The organism is Qipengyuania sp. L-5Y (assembly GCF_056859455.1).
In genome coordinates this window covers 263,661-280,667 of the sequence record NZ_JBSXOM010000028.1, presented here as the reverse complement: position 1 = coordinate 280,667, position 17,007 = coordinate 263,661, and the positions used below count along the sequence as shown (strand labels likewise).

The 17,007-nt window shown below is 62.3% G+C and carries 24 protein-coding genes and 1 pseudogene; 10 read left to right on the top strand and 15 right to left on the bottom strand.

Annotated features, from left to right (window positions below; all coding sequences use genetic code 11):
• Nucleotides 1–83: 83 nt before the first annotated feature.
• The gene (locus AC13F2_RS08895; RefSeq protein ID WP_272020546.1) at nucleotides 84–623 is read left to right on the top strand and encodes an SRPBCC family protein; all 540 of its coding nucleotides are present in this window, start codon (nucleotides 84–86) and stop codon (nucleotides 621–623) included.
• On the opposite strand, the gene kynU is transcribed toward AC13F2_RS08895, so the two are convergent.
• The 7 genes from kynU to dksA all read right to left on the bottom strand — a co-directional run bounded on the left by kynU (nucleotide 624) and on the right by dksA (nucleotide 6,171).
• Nucleotides 624–1,841: a kynureninase gene (gene kynU, locus AC13F2_RS08890; protein ID WP_272020548.1), complete on the bottom strand. Its 1,218-nt coding sequence runs from the start codon at nucleotides 1,839–1,841 to the stop codon at nucleotides 624–626.
• Entirely contained in the window at nucleotides 1,841–2,482 is a 642-nt protein-coding gene (kynB, locus tag AC13F2_RS08885) for an arylformamidase (protein ID WP_103022801.1), read from the bottom strand. The genes kynU and kynB overlap by 1 nt, the downstream gene beginning before the upstream one ends.
• Nucleotides 2,479–3,270: a tryptophan 2,3-dioxygenase gene (locus tag AC13F2_RS08880; RefSeq protein ID WP_103022800.1), complete on the bottom strand. Its 792-nt coding sequence runs from the start codon at nucleotides 3,268–3,270 to the stop codon at nucleotides 2,479–2,481. Before AC13F2_RS08880 ends, kynB begins: the two co-directional genes overlap by 4 nt.
• 36 nt (nucleotides 3,271–3,306) lie before the next feature.
• Nucleotides 3,307–3,723 (bottom strand): DUF4112 domain-containing protein, encoded by a 417-nt coding sequence (locus tag AC13F2_RS08875; protein WP_196847401.1) that lies wholly within the window; start codon nucleotides 3,721–3,723, stop codon nucleotides 3,307–3,309.
• 6 nt (nucleotides 3,724–3,729) lie between these two features.
• Nucleotides 3,730–5,190 (bottom strand): ABC transporter substrate-binding protein, encoded by a 1,461-nt coding sequence (locus AC13F2_RS08870; RefSeq protein WP_482965145.1) that lies wholly within the window; start codon nucleotides 5,188–5,190, stop codon nucleotides 3,730–3,732.
• Between the two features lie 46 nt (nucleotides 5,191–5,236).
• Nucleotides 5,237–5,608 carry a PilZ domain-containing protein gene (locus AC13F2_RS08865; RefSeq protein ID WP_482965144.1) on the bottom strand — a complete coding sequence of 124 codons (372 nt, stop codon included), beginning with the start codon at nucleotides 5,606–5,608 and terminating at the stop codon, nucleotides 5,237–5,239.
• 107 nt (nucleotides 5,609–5,715) lie between these two features.
• Nucleotides 5,716–6,171 carry an RNA polymerase-binding protein DksA gene (gene dksA / locus AC13F2_RS08860; protein WP_103022796.1) on the bottom strand — a complete coding sequence of 152 codons (456 nt, stop codon included), beginning with the start codon at nucleotides 6,169–6,171 and terminating at the stop codon, nucleotides 5,716–5,718.
• Nucleotides 6,172–6,459: 288 nt separating this feature from the next.
• Here dksA and AC13F2_RS08855 point away from each other — a divergent pair, with 288 nt between their 5' ends.
• The gene (locus AC13F2_RS08855; protein ID WP_221597436.1) at nucleotides 6,460–6,789 is read left to right on the top strand and encodes an SEL1-like repeat protein; all 330 of its coding nucleotides are present in this window, start codon (nucleotides 6,460–6,462) and stop codon (nucleotides 6,787–6,789) included.
• A 3-nt stretch (nucleotides 6,790–6,792) separates the two neighbouring features.
• Here the strand turns inward: AC13F2_RS08855 and AC13F2_RS08850 are convergent, their stop codons facing one another.
• From AC13F2_RS08850 to AC13F2_RS08830, 5 genes are read right to left on the bottom strand one after another with little or no spacing between them, the layout of a single operon-like run.
• Nucleotides 6,793–7,929, bottom strand: coding sequence for a GNAT family N-acetyltransferase (locus AC13F2_RS08850; protein WP_482965143.1), 1,137 nt, complete (start codon nucleotides 7,927–7,929; stop codon nucleotides 6,793–6,795).
• Complete coding sequence (locus tag AC13F2_RS08845; RefSeq protein WP_482965142.1) at nucleotides 7,926–8,696, bottom strand: glycerophosphodiester phosphodiesterase family protein; 771 nt, start codon at nucleotides 8,694–8,696, stop codon at nucleotides 7,926–7,928. The genes AC13F2_RS08850 and AC13F2_RS08845 overlap by 4 nt, the downstream gene beginning before the upstream one ends.
• Complete coding sequence (locus tag AC13F2_RS08840) at nucleotides 8,671–9,126, bottom strand: RidA family protein (RefSeq protein ID WP_103022793.1); 456 nt, start codon at nucleotides 9,124–9,126, stop codon at nucleotides 8,671–8,673. The genes AC13F2_RS08845 and AC13F2_RS08840 overlap by 26 nt, the downstream gene beginning before the upstream one ends.
• Nucleotides 9,123–9,764, bottom strand: a complete 642-nt coding sequence (locus AC13F2_RS08835; protein ID WP_103022792.1) for an HAD family hydrolase — start codon at nucleotides 9,762–9,764, stop codon at nucleotides 9,123–9,125. Before AC13F2_RS08835 ends, AC13F2_RS08840 begins: the two co-directional genes overlap by 4 nt.
• Nucleotides 9,761–10,045 (bottom strand): DUF3572 family protein, encoded by a 285-nt coding sequence (locus AC13F2_RS08830; protein ID WP_103023060.1) that lies wholly within the window; start codon nucleotides 10,043–10,045, stop codon nucleotides 9,761–9,763. Before AC13F2_RS08830 ends, AC13F2_RS08835 begins: the two co-directional genes overlap by 4 nt.
• A 56-nt stretch (nucleotides 10,046–10,101) precedes the next feature.
• On the opposite strand from AC13F2_RS08830, the gene AC13F2_RS08825 reads away from it, so the two are divergent.
• From AC13F2_RS08825 to AC13F2_RS08800, 6 genes are all read left to right on the top strand, one after another.
• Entirely contained in the window at nucleotides 10,102–10,470 is a 369-nt protein-coding gene (locus AC13F2_RS08825; protein ID WP_103022791.1) for a response regulator, read from the top strand.
• A gap of 97 nt (nucleotides 10,471–10,567) precedes the next feature.
• Nucleotides 10,568–10,810, top strand: a complete 243-nt coding sequence (locus AC13F2_RS08820) for an acyl carrier protein (RefSeq protein ID WP_196847394.1) — start codon at nucleotides 10,568–10,570, stop codon at nucleotides 10,808–10,810.
• Nucleotides 10,810–12,060: a serine palmitoyltransferase gene (gene spt / locus AC13F2_RS08815; protein WP_103022789.1), complete on the top strand. Its 1,251-nt coding sequence runs from the start codon at nucleotides 10,810–10,812 to the stop codon at nucleotides 12,058–12,060. Before AC13F2_RS08820 ends, spt begins: the two co-directional genes overlap by 1 nt.
• Before the next feature lie 92 nt (nucleotides 12,061–12,152).
• The gene (locus tag AC13F2_RS08810) at nucleotides 12,153–13,427 is read left to right on the top strand and encodes a metallophosphoesterase (RefSeq protein WP_482965141.1); all 1,275 of its coding nucleotides are present in this window, start codon (nucleotides 12,153–12,155) and stop codon (nucleotides 13,425–13,427) included.
• A gap of 107 nt (nucleotides 13,428–13,534) precedes the next feature.
• A complete protein-coding gene (locus tag AC13F2_RS08805; RefSeq protein ID WP_482965140.1) occupies nucleotides 13,535–14,197 on the top strand; it encodes a hypothetical protein in 663 nt (220 codons plus the stop codon).
• A 70-nt stretch (nucleotides 14,198–14,267) separates the two neighbouring features.
• Nucleotides 14,268–14,699 (top strand): OsmC family protein, encoded by a 432-nt coding sequence (locus AC13F2_RS08800; RefSeq protein ID WP_482965139.1) that lies wholly within the window; start codon nucleotides 14,268–14,270, stop codon nucleotides 14,697–14,699.
• Between the two features lie 21 nt (nucleotides 14,700–14,720).
• Here the strand turns inward: AC13F2_RS08800 and AC13F2_RS08795 are convergent, their stop codons facing one another.
• Nucleotides 14,721–15,575 (bottom strand): sterol desaturase family protein, encoded by an 855-nt coding sequence (locus AC13F2_RS08795; RefSeq protein WP_482965138.1) that lies wholly within the window; start codon nucleotides 15,573–15,575, stop codon nucleotides 14,721–14,723.
• A 66-nt stretch (nucleotides 15,576–15,641) separates the two neighbouring features.
• Here AC13F2_RS08795 and AC13F2_RS08790 point away from each other — a divergent pair.
• Together AC13F2_RS08790 and AC13F2_RS08785 are read left to right on the top strand one after the other, a co-directional pair.
• Nucleotides 15,642–15,896: pseudogene (locus AC13F2_RS08790) on the top strand (cyclic nucleotide-binding domain-containing protein); the annotation flags it as partial.
• A gap of 4 nt (nucleotides 15,897–15,900) precedes the next feature.
• The gene (locus AC13F2_RS08785; protein ID WP_482965137.1) at nucleotides 15,901–16,326 is read left to right on the top strand and encodes a Crp/Fnr family transcriptional regulator; all 426 of its coding nucleotides are present in this window, start codon (nucleotides 15,901–15,903) and stop codon (nucleotides 16,324–16,326) included.
• On the opposite strand, the gene AC13F2_RS08780 is transcribed toward AC13F2_RS08785, so the two are convergent.
• Nucleotides 16,323–16,517 (bottom strand): helix-turn-helix transcriptional regulator, encoded by a 195-nt coding sequence (locus tag AC13F2_RS08780; protein WP_482965136.1) that lies wholly within the window; start codon nucleotides 16,515–16,517, stop codon nucleotides 16,323–16,325. The two genes, AC13F2_RS08785 and AC13F2_RS08780, sit on opposite strands and share 4 nt — an antisense overlap.
• A 7-nt stretch (nucleotides 16,518–16,524) precedes the next feature.
• The gene (locus AC13F2_RS08775; RefSeq protein ID WP_482965135.1) at nucleotides 16,525–16,965 is read right to left on the bottom strand and encodes a hypothetical protein; all 441 of its coding nucleotides are present in this window, start codon (nucleotides 16,963–16,965) and stop codon (nucleotides 16,525–16,527) included.
• Between the last annotated feature and the right edge of the window lie 42 nt (nucleotides 16,966–17,007).

Below are 17,007 nucleotides of genomic sequence, written 5' to 3'. Positions count from 1 at the left end.
GGCACCGGATGCTCCATCTCCAGCATTCGTAATTTTCTAACGTATCCCTGCCAGAAGAAACGCTCAGCGAGGAGCATAGCAGGATGCTGGGACTGTTCAAAAAGAAGATGGCACCGGATGGGCCCGTCGATTTCACGACGGAAATGCAGATCGAAGCGTCGCCGTTTAAGGTTTACAGTCATCTGGATTGGTCGAGCGAGGATCATACCTATCGGGCCCTGGGCGAACATGTCGAGACGATCGACAGCGCCCGTGGCTTCTACAGGATGCATGTCGCCGCGATGCCCGGACATCAGTTCGACTTCGCCGTAACCGAGGCCGAACCCGGCAAGCGTTATGGCTATGTTTCCGAAACCCGTCCGATCATAGGTCGTCTGGTCGACATGCACTCACGTTACGAACTGGTGGCGCTGAACGATGGGACTTCCTGTCTCGTGAAATCGCATGGAACTGCACGATTTGTCGACGGACTTACGCAGCACCAGCTCGACGAAGAGATGTCGCGTATGTCCCTTGCCTGCCACAACAGCCTGGCCAAGCTAAAAATACACGCCGAATACGGCATCGAGGCTGTCCGAAACGCGACCATGGCGAGCGTCCAACGCGTGCGGGTCGAATCGTGATCAGGTGACCGCCGCTCGTTCCTGGAATTCGCCGCGCTGCCATTCGCCGGTTCCCAGCACCTCGGCCAGATGCCGCGCGGCTTCGGCCATGTCCTCGAACCGCAGATAGGCGGGCGCAAAACCGAAGCGCAGGATGTCGGGGTCGCGGAAGTCGCCGATGACACCGCGGGCAATCAGCGCCTGGCAAATGGCGTAGGCATCCTGCTGGCGGAAGGACAGCTGGCTGCCGCGCCGTGCCGGATCGGTCGGGCTGACGAGATCGATCGCAACGTTCCCTTCGGACAGGCACTGGCGGAAGAACTCGGACAGCGCCTGCGACTTGGCATAAAGGCGATCGATGCCGATTTCGGCGATGAGGTCGACCCCCACCTCCAGCGCGGCCAGGCCGAGGATCGGGGGCGTACCGCACAGCAGTTTCTCGATGCCAGGCGCTGCCTCGTAATCGTCGCTGAAGGCGAAGGGCGCGGCGTGCCCCATCCATCCGGTCAGGGGCTGGCGTGCCGCCTCCAGGTGCTTTTCCGCCACGAAGGCGTAAGCCGGGGCGCCCGGGCCGCCGTTGAAGTATTTGTAGCCGCAACCGACCGCGAAATCCGCCGCGCACCCGTCGAGATCGACCGGCAGCGCGCCACCCGAATGCGACAGGTCCCACACCACCAGCGCGCCGGCATCATGCGCGGCGCGGGTCAGTTCGGCCATGTCGAACGTTTCGCCCGTCTTGTAATGCGTATGGGTGAGCATCAGCAGGGCAACGCTGTCGTCCAGCGCCTCGATCAGTTGGCCGCGCTCCGCCAGGCGGCGCTCGGCCAGGCCCTGCCGTTCCATCCCGTCGATCATGTAAAGATCGGTGGGGAAATTGCCGGGTTCACTCAGCACCACCTTGCGCCCCGGCTGCATCGCCAGCGCGGCGGAGATCAGCTTGAACAGGTTCACGCTGGTGGAATCGCAGGCAATCACCTGGTGCGGGCGGGCGCCGATCAGCGGTGCGATCTTCGCCCCCACACGCGCCGGCAGATCGATCCAGCCGGCGGTGTTCCAGCTGCGGATGAGGTCGCGGCCCCATTCTTCGCGCACGACCTCTTCCAGCCGTGCGGGCGTCGCTTTCGGCAGGCAGCCGAGCGAGTTGCCGTCGAGATAGATGACGCCATCCGGCAGCATGAACCGGTCGCGAAATTCGCGCAGCGGATCGCCGGCGTCGAGGAAACGGGCGCGTTCCAGCATCATGCTAGTTCCCTCAGGATCGCGCGGCACAGGCCTGCATCGCCGCCGCCCACCTTGAGCGGCAGAGCGACAAGTTCGTAGCGCCCTTCGTCCACATCATCGAGCACCAGCCCTTCGAGGATGCGCATGTCATGTTTCAGCACCGCGTGATGCGCATCCATCGTTTTGCTCTCCTGCGGATCGACGCTGGGCGCATCGGTACCGATCAGCTTGACCCCCTGCAGCGCCAGCCATTCGACCGTCTCGGCTGCGATCGGCAGCCAGTCGCTGCGCCATTCGTCGTGCGGGAAACTGTCCCAGGTGCGGAACAGCACGCGATCGGCGCTGTCGATATGCGGCAGGTCGGCGATGTCGATCGCGCCGTTCACGCCGCGCGCGTCGACCACCAGGCAGGTGCCGATATAGGGGTCGATTTCCATGCTGGCGGCATCCAGCGCGCCTTGCGCATAATGCAGCGGTGCATCGGCATGGGTGCCCGAATGCGTGCTCATCGTCATCCGGCCGACATTGACGGGCGAGCCTTCGTCCATCCGCCATGTCCGCTCGAACCCGAACCTTGTATCGCCCGGCCAGACGGGCAGGTCCGGGCGCAGGGTCTGCGAGATGTCCCAGATGCGGCGGGTGCTTTTCCAGCTGCTCATATCGCAGTCCGCACGCTCAGGAGTTCGGGGAAGAAGGCCGCTTTCAACACGTTGGCGAGATAGGGCACGCCGGGCGTTCCGCCGGTGCCCTTCTTGAAGCCGATGATCCGCTCCACCGTCTTGAGATGGCCGAAGCGCCAGCGCTGGAAATGATATTCCAGATCGACCAGCTTTTCAGCCAGTTCGTAGAGGTCCCAGTATTCCTTCGGGTCGCGGTAGATCTGCGCCCAGGCGGCCTCGACCGCGGGCGAATGTTCCCACGGGCTGCCGTGATCGCGCGCGAGGATTTCGTCGGGAATATCGAACCCGCGCCGCGCCAGCAGCGCGATGACTTCGGCGTAGATCGACTTGCGGTCGAGTTCCTCGCGCAGTTCGCGCGCTACCTCGGGCGTCGCCTCGTGCATGGTGACCATGTCGGGATTGCGGCCGCCGAGCAGGAATTCCATCATACGGTACTGCGCGCTCTGGAACCCGCTCGACCCGCCGAGATGCGGGCGGATGGTGGAATAATCGTGCGGGGTCATGGTGCTGAGCACGTCCCAGCTCTGGATCAGTTGCCCCTGGGCGCGCGCCACCCGGGCGAGCATCTTGAACGACGGACGCAGCCGGTCTTCCTGGATGCACATCCGCGCTTCGAACAGTTCGTGCAGGCACAGCTTGAGCCACAGCTCGCTCGCCTGGTGGACGATGATGAACAGCATCTCGTCATGCGCATCGGACGCAGGGTGCTGCGCCGACAGGATGCGGTCGAGATCGAGATAGCCGGAATAGGTGACGTCGGATGCCATGCGCGCAGCCCTAGCGCGCAATCGCCGCCAGCGAAACTACTGGTCGATCACCATGGTGTGCGGGTGATGCTTGTCGAGATGCTTGCGCACGATGCGCAGGTTCTTCGTGTTCGATCGATAGACCACGTCGAAGGCATCGCCGACGAGAGGTACCGCACCGATAGCGCCGTCGATCGCTATGTTGCCTGCCATGCGCCACAGTTTCCATTTCGGCAGACCGAGGTTCTTGGCTTCCCACACGATATAGGCGCCCATGGCAGCCGCCACGAGATCGCCGATGATCGGCACGAGACCGATGATCGCATCGAGCCCGATGGGAAACTTGGTCCCGGGAATGACCAGGCTGCGTTCGAGGAGATGCTCCATCGCCTCGATCCGTTTGCGGATCGACACGGGGTCGCTGCCGATCGGCAATTCAAACCCCATGGGGCGCGGCGGATCCTGATTGTCCATCAAACCCTAAATGGGAGCGCGGGACAGCGGGAACAAGGGATGCACGTTCCACGGGTTCTCGCTGAACCCCTCCAACCCGGCGCGAACCATCGACCAGCGGATCGGCGCGCCAATCGGAATGTAAAGATTGGCCGCGAGAAGCGTATTTTCCGCTTCCAGCAGATAGGATGCTTCTTCCGCAGGATCGCGCGCATCGAGCGCGAGGGAGACGAGATAATCCGCGTCTTCGCTGCATTGCGTTTTGTCGATCGTGCAATTGAACTGGTTGAGGAACCAGCGCGGAGAGGGATAGCGCGCCACCCTGTCGCGCAATGCCAGATCGGCATTGCCCACGGTCTCGCTGCGCGTAGTCGACACGCCGATAGCGGCGAAATCCTCTGCCAAACCATCGAACAGAAGGTCCGAGCCTGGCCCCGGTGGCAGATAGATGCGCACCCTCGGCTCCTGCCCGCTGGCAGCCCGCCATTGAGCTATCCGCTGACGGGCTTCGCTCCGGCGTTCTTCGATCGACTGGATGACCCAGCGTTCCACCGGCAGGCCGCCCGAGCTGGACAGTTCGACCGGAACGATCCGGGTCGAAGGGAACCAGCCGCCGATATTGAACGGCTGCATCAGTCCCTGCCGGTCCAGCGCCATCGCAAGCGCTTCGCGGTTGGCCGTGACACCGAGGAAACCGGCGGGCTTCAGAACATCGAGACCGAACAGGCCGATCGCCGCGTCGAGACGCACATTGCCGCGCGACAGCGGCCCCGTGCTGGCCAGCGGGAGATTAGCCAGCCGCCCACCGAGCACGGCATCGAAATCGCCCTGAGAGAATCCTTCGGTCGCCTGTTCGGCATCGACTGCACGAATGCGCACTTCGCCCACCGTATCTTCCCATCCCGGCTGTTCAGGCAAGCCGCGCAACTGCGGCGGCAGCGGTGCCAGCATCACTCCATCATCACCCACACCGCGCGCCATGAGGGCGGCGCTCTGATCGCCGATGTCGATCCCAAGTTCAGGCTGAGCCAGCAGACGCAGAAAGTCGGGCATCGGACTGGTTAGACGGATTTCGACGACCCGCCCGGTCATTGCGCGAATATCCCGCACCTTCGCCAGATCGAGGCCAAGGGATGTGCCGCGCAATTGGCGCAACCGTTGCTGAAGCGCGTTGCGCACTGCCTGCGCGGTCAGCGGTGTCCCATCGCGCAGGTCGAATTCGTTGATCCGGAAAATATAGCTGGCACCGTCATCGGTGACGATCCAGCGTTCGGCCACGCCGGGAACCACCTCGCCGCGGGGATCGATCCGGACCAGGCCCATCGAAATCGCGGCGCGAACATGTTGTCCGGCAGGGTCGAGCCTGACCCCGTCGGCATCCAGTTCGCCAGAGTCTGCAATAAAGGCGACTTCGACCACGCCATCGTCAGTTCCCGAGCCACACGCAGTCAACAGGACGAAGAAAAAAGCGAGAAAGGAAAGGCGCATGGCTGACGGTTAGCAGCGCATGTGCGCGGCGTCAGCAAGCCATTTGTCAGATACTTCGAACCGGGTGGTCGCTGCTGTAAAGGGGAGCCGAAGTCACCGAGCGGGCATAGCGCCGGGGGGCCGCGTCTGCGGCGGTCGGTCCGCGAACTTCCTTCGGATCGATTGTGCAGTCGAAAGCGATCCCTATCCGCGCGCCCTGCACCCAGGCAACGCTGCCCTTCACGCTCCCTACCGCGCGTAGCTCCACTGAAACGCGATCGCCGCGGGACATCTTCAGCCCGCCTGCATCCGCCATCATCCCGCCGGCGGAAAGGTTGCGCACCTTCACCCGCACGGCGTCCGGCTGGCCTTCCAGCGTCAATTCCGCAAATAGAAACAGGCTGTCGCGCGCAACATCGCGTGTATCGAGCGAGGACATGGCGTGCTTGGTACCCTTTGTGTTCGTCTTCGCGAGAGCGGACAGAAACCGGTCCGCCAGGCGAATGACGCTAAGGCCCAGACGTTAAGAATTTGGAAAGCGGGCGGTCAGTCGTCGCGCGAAATCTTCTCTTTTCGCTCGTGCGCTTCCTGCGCTTCCACTGTCATTGTGGCGACCGGGCGGGCGATGAGGCGTTTCAGCCCGATCGGATCCCCGGAAACTTCGCACCAGCCATATTCCCCCTGATCGATACGGCGCAGAGCGGCGTCGATCTTGGAGATCAGTTTACGCTGGCGATCGCGCGTGCGCAGTTCGATTCCCCAATCGGTTTCGGACGACGCGCGGTCGTTGAGATCGGGTTCGCGCATGGGCCCGTCCTGAAGAGACTGAAGCGTCTGGCCGGCAGCGTCGTGGATCGATTTCTTCCAGTCGAGCAGAAGCATGCGGAAGTATTCCTGCTGCCGCTCGTTCATATATTCTTCGCTGTCGTCGGGAACGTAATCAGCACCGACCGCAGCGCGTGCTCTGGCCAGTTTCTCATTGTCGCTTGCCATAGAGGCCATTGAGGACCCTCTCATCCTGCAAATTCGATCGTGCCGGTCACCACCGTCCCGCGGACCCGAATTTTTTCCGGCACCCCGATGACCCGATGGGCGCGCCTATAGGCAAGCCTCCCGAGGCGCACAAGCGGCAATCCGACGAGCCGTTGATTTGCCCGCAATGGTCCCGGAAGGCGCTGAAATCGTTTGGTCGGCGATAAATCGCGCTACGCGTTAACCCTTTCTTGACCATAATCTTGGCATTCCCGACTCGTCCGGCAGGGGGTGCCGGTCCTTTATGGGGGAATGACCATGCAGCTTTCAGGTATCGAAGGTGGCTACGGCAAGATCATCCAGAGCGAGCAGGCCGATGCACTCATCGCTTCCTGCCTCGGCAGGTACGAACAGGGCAGCCTCGACGCGTTATACGATCTGGGCGTAGCTTTTTCGACCGGCAGCCATGGAACGGTCTGCGACATGATCGAAGCGCATAAATGGTTCAATATCGCTGCCTCGAAGGGGCATGAAGAAGCCAGTTGGTGTCGGGCCGATGTGGCGGACGAAATGACTGCGCGGGAAATCGCCGAAGCGCAGCGACGGGCCCGTGAGTGGCTGGCCGAAGGACAGCGCCACGCCGCCTGACGATCACGCCTGCCTGAAGGGCGTCCGCGTAGCCAGGTAATTGCGATCTGACGCGACGCCGGCGCGCTCGCGTTCGAGAAAATCCTCGATAGCCTCGCGAAATCCGGGATCGGCGATCCAATGTGCGGAGACGGTTTCAACCGGTTCATATCCGCGGGCCAGCTTGTGCCCGCCCTGCGCACCGGCTTCGACCCGAGACAGGCCGAGTTCGATCGCCGCATCGATCGCCTGATAGTAACACAGCTCGAAATGCAGGAAGCGAATGTCGCGCGTGCAGCCCCAATAGCGGCCGTAGAGCGCGTCCCCGCCGATGAAATTCAATGCGCCCGCGACAGGCTCTTCATCCTGAAATGCCAGAACCAAGACTATCTTTTCGCCCATTCGCTGGCCGAACAGGTCGAACGCATCGCGCGTGAGATAGGGTGTTCCCCATTTGCGTGCGCCGGTATCCTGATAAAATTGCCAGAAAGCGTCCCAGTGTTCGGGTCGGATATTGTCGCCGCTTAACCGACGGATTTCGACTTCTGCCTGCGCCGCAGCGCGTTCCTTGCGCAAATCCTTGCGTTTGCGCGAGGCAAGGGTTTCGAGAAACTCGTCGAAACTGGCAAATCCGTGATTGTGCCAGTGGAACTGGATATCGGCGCGCAGCATCCATCCCGCAGCTTCGAACAAGGGCTGCTGCGCAGGTTCGATGAAAGTCGCATGCGCGCCGGAAAAACGGTTCTGGAGGCATAACTGCTCGGCAGCCGCCAGCAGTGGAGCCGCAAAGGCATCGTCCGACAGCAACAGCCGCGGACCGGTTGCAGGAGTGAACGGCGCTGCGATCTGAAGCTTCGGGTAGTAATTGCCGCCAGCCCGCTCGTACGCATCGGCCCAGTTATGGTCGAAAACATATTCGCCCTGGCTATGGCCCTTGAGATAGGCAGGCATGGCCGCGACCAGCGGGCCGTCATCTTCGCTGATCACGAGCGGCGCGGGCTGCCAGCCGGTCCCCGCTCCGACACTTCCCGAATCTTCGAGCGCGGTCAGGAATTCGTAGGATACGAAGGGGTTGTCCGTTCCTGCCAGCGCATTCCACTGGTCACGATCGAAGGCGCCGACCGACCCGCCGACCCGTGCGGCGAGGCCGCCATCGCTCATGGTACACCTGGCCCTTCGGCGATTGGAGCATCGGCGTGTATCTGCGCGCGTGCCAGCAGTTCTGTAGAGTCGACCGTCCAGGTGAGAATAGGCATTCCGGCTTTGCGAAGGCCGGAAATCATCGGATTTGGCAGGGCCTTAACGTGATAACCGACGAAATCGGGCCTCGCGAGCCACAGCGCGAAATGGCGCTGCCAGGCCCTTTGGGTCATCCCTTTCTCGTCCTCTCTGATGACAAGGCCGTGTAAGGTTTGCGGCGAATTCCTGCGAAACCACCGCGATACCCGCGGATCGAAGCTCATCACCGCATGAGCGCCGCGGTAGTCCTTCAGCGCATCGCGAACGGCAATGCAGCTCTCTTCGACATCGTAGCGGCGCCGCGACTTGATTTCGATCAGGAGCGGAACCTTGCCGTCCACCAGGGCAAGAAGGTCGGCCAGCTGTGCCAGCTTGTGTTCGCTGTCGAGAAAGGCGATCTGCGCCAGCTCGTCCGCCGAATAAGAAGCTGTGGGTCCGGTTACCCCGGTCAGCCTGTCCAGCTCCCAGTCGTGTACCAGCATAGCGGCATTGTCGCGGCTGCGCTGGATATCGCATTCGATACCCATGCCGCGCTCTACCGCGCCTGCGTATGCAGCGAGCGAGTTTTCCGGAACCCCATTCCCATGCAATCCGCGATGGGCATAGGTCCACTCGCTCAGCCAGCCGACCCGCCCGGGGACGGGTGGCGGGGCGAAGAAGCGATCAAGCCTTGAGAGCAACGATCGCATCGACCTCGACCGCTGCATCCAGCGGCAGGACAGGAACGCCGACCGCGCTGCGGGCATGCTTGCCAGCATCGCCAAAGACTTCGGCCATCAGGTCGCTACAACCGTTCACTACCTTTGGCTGGTCCGAGAAGGATGGCACACTCGCGACGAAGCCGCCAAGCTTGACCACGCGTTCGACACGTTCGAGCAGGCCTGCCGCCTTAAGCTGGGCAAGAATCATCATACCGCAGGCTCGTGCCGCTTCCTGCCCCTTCTCGAGGCTGACACCGTCGCCGAGCTTGCCGGTTACGAGATTGCCATCGACGAACGGAAGCTGCCCCGACACATACGCGGTATTCCCGCTGACGACGAGCGGCTGATAGCTGGCCACGGGTGCCGCCGCCGCGGGCAGTTCTATGCCAAGTTCGGCGAGTTTTGCTTCGATCGTCATGCAGTTTCCCTTTCGATTTCGTTCATCAGCCACGGTAGCGCGTCATCCCAGCTGTCGATCCGCGCATCGGCATGACCGGAGGTATGCGCGCAGTCGATATGAGGGGCGAGCAGCGGTTCGCCGCAAAGATGCAACGTGGCAATGGGTGTGCCCGACGCGGCCAGAGTTTCCCGGGCCGAGCGATGATGTTGCGCCAGATCGTCAATAAAGATCGCCTTCGACGGCTGATATTCCTTCAGGATCGCTTCCAACGCCGGGCCCTTGGGCCCCTGATTGGTGAACACGCGGGCGTCGAGGCCGTGTCCGAGCAATTGCTCGGTGCGCATGGCCTGTCGCTTGTCCACGAGATTGGTGAGGATCACGACGTCGGCGTGATCGCGCAATGATGCGATCCCCTCGAGAGCACCGGGGATGGGCGTCTGGCGGTGCATTTCGGTATCGAAAAAACCACCCAGCTTCTTCCAGATTTCTTCTGGGGCGAGGATCTCGCCACTGTCCTGCCAACGCAGGGCTTGAGAAAAATCATTCCCTTCCATGCGGAATTCGACGCCCTGCGTTTCGGCCAGCCAGTCGCGGAAGGGCGAGACCATGTAGAGCAGGACTTCATCGCAATCGGAGATGATGAGCGGACGATTCATGCAGACAACTTTCCGGCAGCCGCCACGAGCGCTTCGGGCGTGGTGTTGAGCGCATCGGCGGCGAGGACGAGATCGGGTTCGTGATTGGCGAGGAATTCGAGCACTGCTGCCTGAACGCCGCGATCGCCCAGCCCGTTCCGCAACCGATCCGGCGTAAGCCCGGTCAGCGACAGCAGCCGTTCGGCGCGCCGGTCATCTGCCAGAGCCCAGCCGAGCGCTTCGAGCGCGAGCACTTCGGGGGCCCGTTCCTCGCCTTTACCTGTCGATCCGTCGCGAATAATTGTCAGCGCTCCCGCTTTTGCATAAGGCCCTCGCGCATTCGCGAAGGAGCCGCCAAGTGGCAAAGAGAATCCTCGTTGTCGAGGACAACGATCTCAATCGTAAGCTGTTCTGTGACGTGCTGAAGGCAAACGGATACGAAGTCGTGCCCGTGGCCGACGGACAGAACGTGCTGGGCACGGCCAAGCGCTTCCAGCCGCATCTCGTGATCATGGACATCCAGTTGCCCAATGTCAGCGGCATCGACCTGATCGCCGAACTCAAGGGGGAAGGAGACCTGGCGAAGGTGCCGGTGCTGGCCGTTACCGCCTATGCCGGCAAGGGTGACGAAGAACGGATTCGCGATGCCGGCGCGGCCGATTATCTCGCCAAACCGGTGTCGATCGGCCCCTTCATGGCCGCCGTGCGCGCCCTGCTTCCCGAATAGCTGCGCTTGACAAGCGGCCCAACAAACCGCTTTGCCGGGCGTTTGACACAGGCCCGCATCATGCGAGCCACACCACGATACAGGACTGGACCCCGAAATGGACCGTAGCGCCGTCGACACCAAGATCCGCGAACTGGCCGAGCCCTTCAACAAGAAGGGTGTGACGATCACCGAAGACACCACCTTCGCCAACGACCTCGAATTCGATAGCCTTACGGTCATGGACTTCGTCGCCGAGATCGAAGACGAATTCGACATCATCATTTCGATGAACCAGCAGGCCGAAATCGAGAATTACGGTCAGTTGGTCGATGCCGTCACCAAGCTGCAGGCCGACTGATGAGCGAAGGCATCATCCAGTCGGACCAGCCGCAGGACATCGAAGGAGAAGGCAAGGATCTGTTCTCCAAATTCGATGACATCATCGCCCTGCGCGAAGGATTGCTGTCGAGCGGCCAGGAAGATCCGTTCAATCTGGTGATGGAGAAGGTCCTGTCGCCGACCCGTGCGATCTGCAACGGGCGCGACACGATCCTGCTCGGCACATACAATTACATGGGCATGACCTTCGATCCGGACGTGGTCGAGGCAGGCCGGCAGGCATTGTCCGATTTCGGAGCTGGGACCACCGGTAGCCGCGTGCTGAACGGCACATATCAGGGCCACAAGGAAGTCGAGCAGGCGCTCATGGACTTCTATGCCATGGACCATGCCATGGTCTTTTCGACCGGCTACCAGGCCAATCTCGGGATTATTTCGACCATTGCCGGCAAAGGCGATTACATCGTCCTCGACATCGACAGCCATGCCAGCATCTGGGACGGCTGCGCTCTGGGCAATGCCGAAGTCGTGCCGTTCAAGCACAATGATATCGAAGCGATGGAAAAGCGCCTGAAGCGCATTCCCGAAGGCGCCGGCAAGCTGGTGGTGCTGGAAGGCGTCTATTCGATGCTGGGCGATATCGCTCCGCTGAAGGAAATGGTCTCCGTCGCCAAGAAATACGGCGCCATGGTGCTGGTCGACGAAGCGCATTCGATGGGCTTTATCGGCGAGAACGGTCGCGGCGTGGTGGAACAGGCGGGCGTGATCGACGATGTCGATTTCATTATCGGCACCTTTTCCAAAAGCGTGGGTACGGTCGGCGGCTTCTGCGTCTCCAACCATCCCAAATTCGAAATCATGCGGCTGGTCTGCCGCCCCTATGTGTTCACTGCCAGCCTGCCGCCCAGCGTGGTGGCAACAGCCTGCACGTCCATTCGCAAGCTTATGCAGGGATCGAACAAGCGCGCGCATCTGTGGGAAAATTCCAAGATGCTGCACAAGGGGCTGAAGGACCTCGGCTTCCAGCTTGGCACCGAGGAACCGCAGAGCGCCATCATCGCCGTGATCATGCCCGATCTGGAAAAGGGCGCGGCCATGTGGGAAGCGCTGATCAAGGGCGGCCTCTATGTCAATCTGGCGCGCCCCCCGGCAACGCCTGCCAATATGACCCTGCTGCGCTGCTCGCTTTGCGCGGAGCATAGCGAGGAAGAGGTCGGCGAAATCCTGTCGATATTCGAAACCGCGGGCAAGGACGTCGGGATCATCTGATCGTGCGATAGCGTGTCGCACGGCTGTCTTGATGGCGTAACATGGGATCGCGAACGAACGGCGATCCCGTGACCGCCGCCAAGAGAGACTTCATGCGTTCTGCCCTCGCCGCCCTGACCTCCGCTCTGCTACTGTCTGCCTTAGCGCTCGTGCCTCAGGCCGCAGCCGCGCAAGGCGGTGGTCCGGCGAAGACTCACGAGATTTCCTTCGTGGCGCTTGGCGATACCGGGTACATTCCCGCTTACGATACGCCAGACGACGATGATCCGCGTTTCCGCACGCTGGGGGAGTATCTGGGCAATGAAGCGGCCGACTGGCTGGAGCACAATCGCGACCTGTCCGGTTTTCGCGCCACTCCCTGGCAATTCGAACCCGCCATCGGCGGCTTCGTCCCTGCCAGCGGGATGTACCCGGTCGCCATGGCTGCAGCGGAGGTGTGCAAGCGCGAAGATTGCGATTTCGGCGCGCTGATGGGCGATAATATCTATCCCGACGGGGCGACGCTGGGCGCGGACGGGATCTCGGACGAGCGCCGCTTCCGTGAGATGCTGGATCAGCCCTTCGGCACCTTCGGTGAGGGCAAGGCGGGCTTCACGCTTTACGCCATGATGGGCAATCACGATTGGCACATCTCGCGCGAGGCGACCGAGGCGCAGCTCGAATATCTGAAAGCCCACCCAGCGTTTACCATGCCCGACCTGTTTTACCGTGCGGTGCCGCAGGGTATGGAAGGAAAGCTCGAAATCTTCGTCGTCGATACCGAAATGCTGCTTGCCGGTACGCAGGTCCACAAGGACGATCTGGATGCCGAAGGTAACGAGATCCGGAACACGCCGCTGGAGGAATGGCCCGATTACGTCCGTGCGTCGAACGCGCGTGAGCGCGGCATGATCGAGTGGCTGACTGCAGCGCTGCAATCCTCCACTGCCAAGTGGAAGATCGTGATGGGCCACCACGCGCTGTGGTCTAGCGGAGGCAGCAAGTATGAAAAGGCCCGCGCACTGCGCAAGCTGATGCTCGATCCGATCTGCCGTTACGCCGACGCCTATATCGCCGGAGACGACCATCTGATCGAAGCCTATACCGACGATTGTTCGACTATATCGGGCGCGCCCGCCGAGCCTGTGCCGATGTTCGTTTCCGGCGCGGGATCGAAATACCGGCAGCAGCATGTCCCGTTTGCGGAAAAGCAGATCGCGGCCAATCCGCAGATGACCAATCTGTTCTCACGGGGCTCGACCTGGGGGTTCCTGCATGTCGGGATTGGCGCAGATACTCTCGACGCGACGCTCTATTCGACGCCGGCCGACCAGTCCGGTCGCCCGGTCGAAGAAGCGCGCTTCACCTTTCCCCACCGCAGTAAATAGCACCTTTGGACGGCTCGGTCGGCAGATGAACGGTGGCTGACCAATAATTCAGAGCGAGTTCAATGGCCTATCCCTAGACCTGCTTCCAACGAACAGGAGAACCCGGGATGGGACTTACGAAACGAACAGCATTTGCCCTTGCCGCCACAACCACTCTGCTGGGCGCGTGCAGCACCGGCTATGGCGGCGGATATGGCATGGCGAGCGCCGGATATTACGGCGACTCCTATTACGACGACGGATATTACGGCTGGTACGATAACTTCTATTATCCCGGCACCGGATATTACGTTTACGACCGCCAGCGCCGTGCGCACCGCTGGAACGACCGACAGCGTCAGTACTGGCAGGCCCGTCGCGCCGCGATCCGCGACCAGCGCAATATCCGCGCCAACTGGAACAGGTGGGAACGCCGGGCGGAACGTCGCCGCGATGCTCGTCAGCATCAGCGCGCTGAACGACGCCGCGATTATCGCCAGCGCCAGCGCGCCGAAAGGCGCCGCGAGGTGCGGCAGGAACGCCGAGCGGCTCAACGCCGCGAAGTACGCCGCGACCGCCGTGAAGACGCCCGCCGCGAAGCCCGCAGGGATCGTCGTCAGGATGCGCGCCGCGATGCCCGCAGGGACCGGCGCCAGGATGCCCGGCGTGACGTTCGCCGCGACCGGCGGCAGGATGCGCGGCGCGAAATTCGCCGCGACCGCCGACAGGATGCGCGTCGCGACCAGCGACGGGACAGGCGGGGCGAACGGCGCCGTACTCGGCCCAACTGATCGACGCCTTCGATGATCACAGGAACATTTGCTCCTTTCGGGACGTCTCAATCCCGAAAGGAGTTTTTTTATGGCAATCGTAAAATCAGGCAGCGCGCGTTACGAGGGATTGGGCAAGGACGGCAAAGGCCACGTCAGCACTCAGTCGGGCGCGCTCGACAATCAACCCTATGGCTTTCAGACCCGGTTCGAGGACAAGGCCGGGACCAATCCCGAAGAACTGATCGCCGCGGCGCATGCCAGCTGCTTCACCATGGCCCTGAGCTTCAAGCTGGCCGAAGCGGGACATACGGACGGATCCATTGAAACCCACGCCAAGGTATCGCTCGAGAAAGACGATGGCGGTTTCACCGTGACCAAGTCCGCCCTGTCGACCAAGGCCAAAGTGCCGGGCCTCGACAAGGCCAAGTTCGAGGAACTGGCCGCCGATGCCAAGGCGACCTGCCCGATCTCGAAAATGCTCGACACGGAAATCACGCTGGAAACCAGTTTCGAAGGCTGATCCCGCGCTTAGCAGGAATGCCTACACGGCGCTCCGGACCGTCGCTTCGGCGACCGGTTCGGGCGCCGTTTCTTCGCGCGGGATCCGCCCGAAGATCGGCCAGGCCAGCTGTTCGCCCAGCGACGTTGCCGGCAGATTCTCCACCCCGTAGCTGGTGGGGTACGTTCGCGTAATCCGGGCGGTGCCAAACAGGACATCCCAGAAGAACAGCAGATTGCCGTAATTGCCCTTGTAGTGGACGGCGGGATCGCTGGCGTGGCGGCCGTGATGGGCATGGTGCGTGGCGGGCGTGGAAATGGTCCGTTCGACCAGCCACATGACGGGCGACAGCCACGCGATGCGATAAAGCGGTCGGTCCCAGGCAAGATCCGAATGGGCCCCGGTGATCACCGCAAGCTTGACCACGATATAGCCCGCATAGACCCAGCCCAGACCGAGATAGATCAGGACACCAGACAGCCAGATGCCCGGCATCATCGCGTAGTAGAAGAGGTTATTCCTGTAGACGAGCCGCACGCTCATGTAGCGTGCGTTGTGGTGCGGGCGGTGCAGATTGTAGAGCCACGGGAAGGTGTGCGCTGCGCGGTGCCACCAGTATTGCATCAGATCGTCGAATATCAGGAACAGCGCGATGGCGGCAAAGACGTTCAGCCCGGCCAGCGCCCCTGCATATTGCGGCGCAACCAGCTTTGCGAGGGCGGCGGAAGCGAAGAGGATCGCCGGCTGGGTCAGGCCGAGCAGCGCGACGATGCTGACCGCTTCGACGATCCCGTCGTCGCGGGTCTGTTCGGGCTTTGCGAACAGGTTCGAGCGCCACAGTTCGAGCAGCGCGAAGCCGAGATAGATGGCCAAGATGGCAAGGGTCGATGCGGACATGGGCTCTCTCCCGAGTTTTTTCGCTTTCTTGTCGAATCCGCTTCTAGCGTTTACCCGGATGCAAGAATGTCCAGATCTTTACATTTGGATGCGACTCGCCGGTCGCTGGTCACGCCGATGCTGTTTTCGGCGCTCGACCGCGGGTTGCAGGCGCATCTCGTGCGCATATCGCGTCTGCGCGAATTTGCCGACGGGCAGATCATCCAGCAGCGCGGCGATGCCGCCGATGGCTTCTGGCTGATCGACGAGGGCGCGGTGCGCGTGGGGCAGTTCATGCCCGATGGGGAATTTCGCGCCGTGGCGCTTCTGGGGCCGGGCGATTCCTATGGCGAGCTGGCGGTGTTCGCCGACAAGCCGCGGATCGTCGACGCCGTATCGCGGGGAGAGCCGGTTGCGCCTGATCGGGGCTTGGCCCTTTCTCGATGCGTTGGGGAATTATCCCGCGTCGAGCCGGGCCTTGCTGGGCGCGCTGTCGCAGCAATTGCAGGATACGCTGTCGATCCTGGCGGGGCTGCGCCGCGGGACCAATCCGCAGCGGCTGGCGGGCATGCTCGCCACGATGGCGGGCGAAGCGGCCGGGCCGGCCAGCGTCACGATCACGCAGCAGGAACTGGCGGACCTTCTGGGCGTGACCCGCGCGACTGCCAACGCCGCGCTCCGCGATTTGCAGAATCGCCGGTTGATCGAACGCGGTTACGGCACCATCCGCATTCCGGACCGGGATGCGCTGGCCGCGCATGCCATGCGCTAGTCCCCTGCCCCCGGCACAAGTTCGAAGAGGCGGTCCACCGGCTGGCCGAGGGCGGCGGCGAATTTAAGTGCCACAATCACGGACGGCGAGAAGATGCCGTTCTCGACCGTGTTCACGGTCTTGCGGCTGACGCCCATTTCCTCCGCCAGCTGGGCCTGCGTCCAGCCACGCTCTTCCCGGAACTGGCGCACGTGGTTCTCAAGCGTCTCCGGCATTGGTCACCATTTCCGCCACGCCGTAGGAGACGAAGGCGCAGCCCAGCCCCATGCTGACGATGATGTTCGCCGCGCGCTGGGCGTGGAGTGGTTCGAAGGGCGACACTGCCCAGACCAGGAAGCCGGTGATCATCGCGGCGACGAAGCCGACGGTGATGCCGCGCTGGCGATTGGCCTGCGTGACCTCGTCATTGGCGAGGGTGCGGGCGCGTTTCGGGAGGAACCAGCCGCCGCCGGTAAGCAGCAGGCCGAGCATGATCAGCGCGAAGGCGAGCCAGACAAAAATCTGCACCAGGGAATCGCTGCCCCAGTCCCACGAGAAGAAAATTCCCTGCTGCATCAGCAGTACCAGCAGCCCCAGGAAGGGGGCCATGATGGCGCGGGTCTGCGCGAAATTTTCGGCGGTTTCGTAATCGTCGGCCATGCGGAATTCCTCGATTCGCTTGTAACTCATGGGTTACATGTA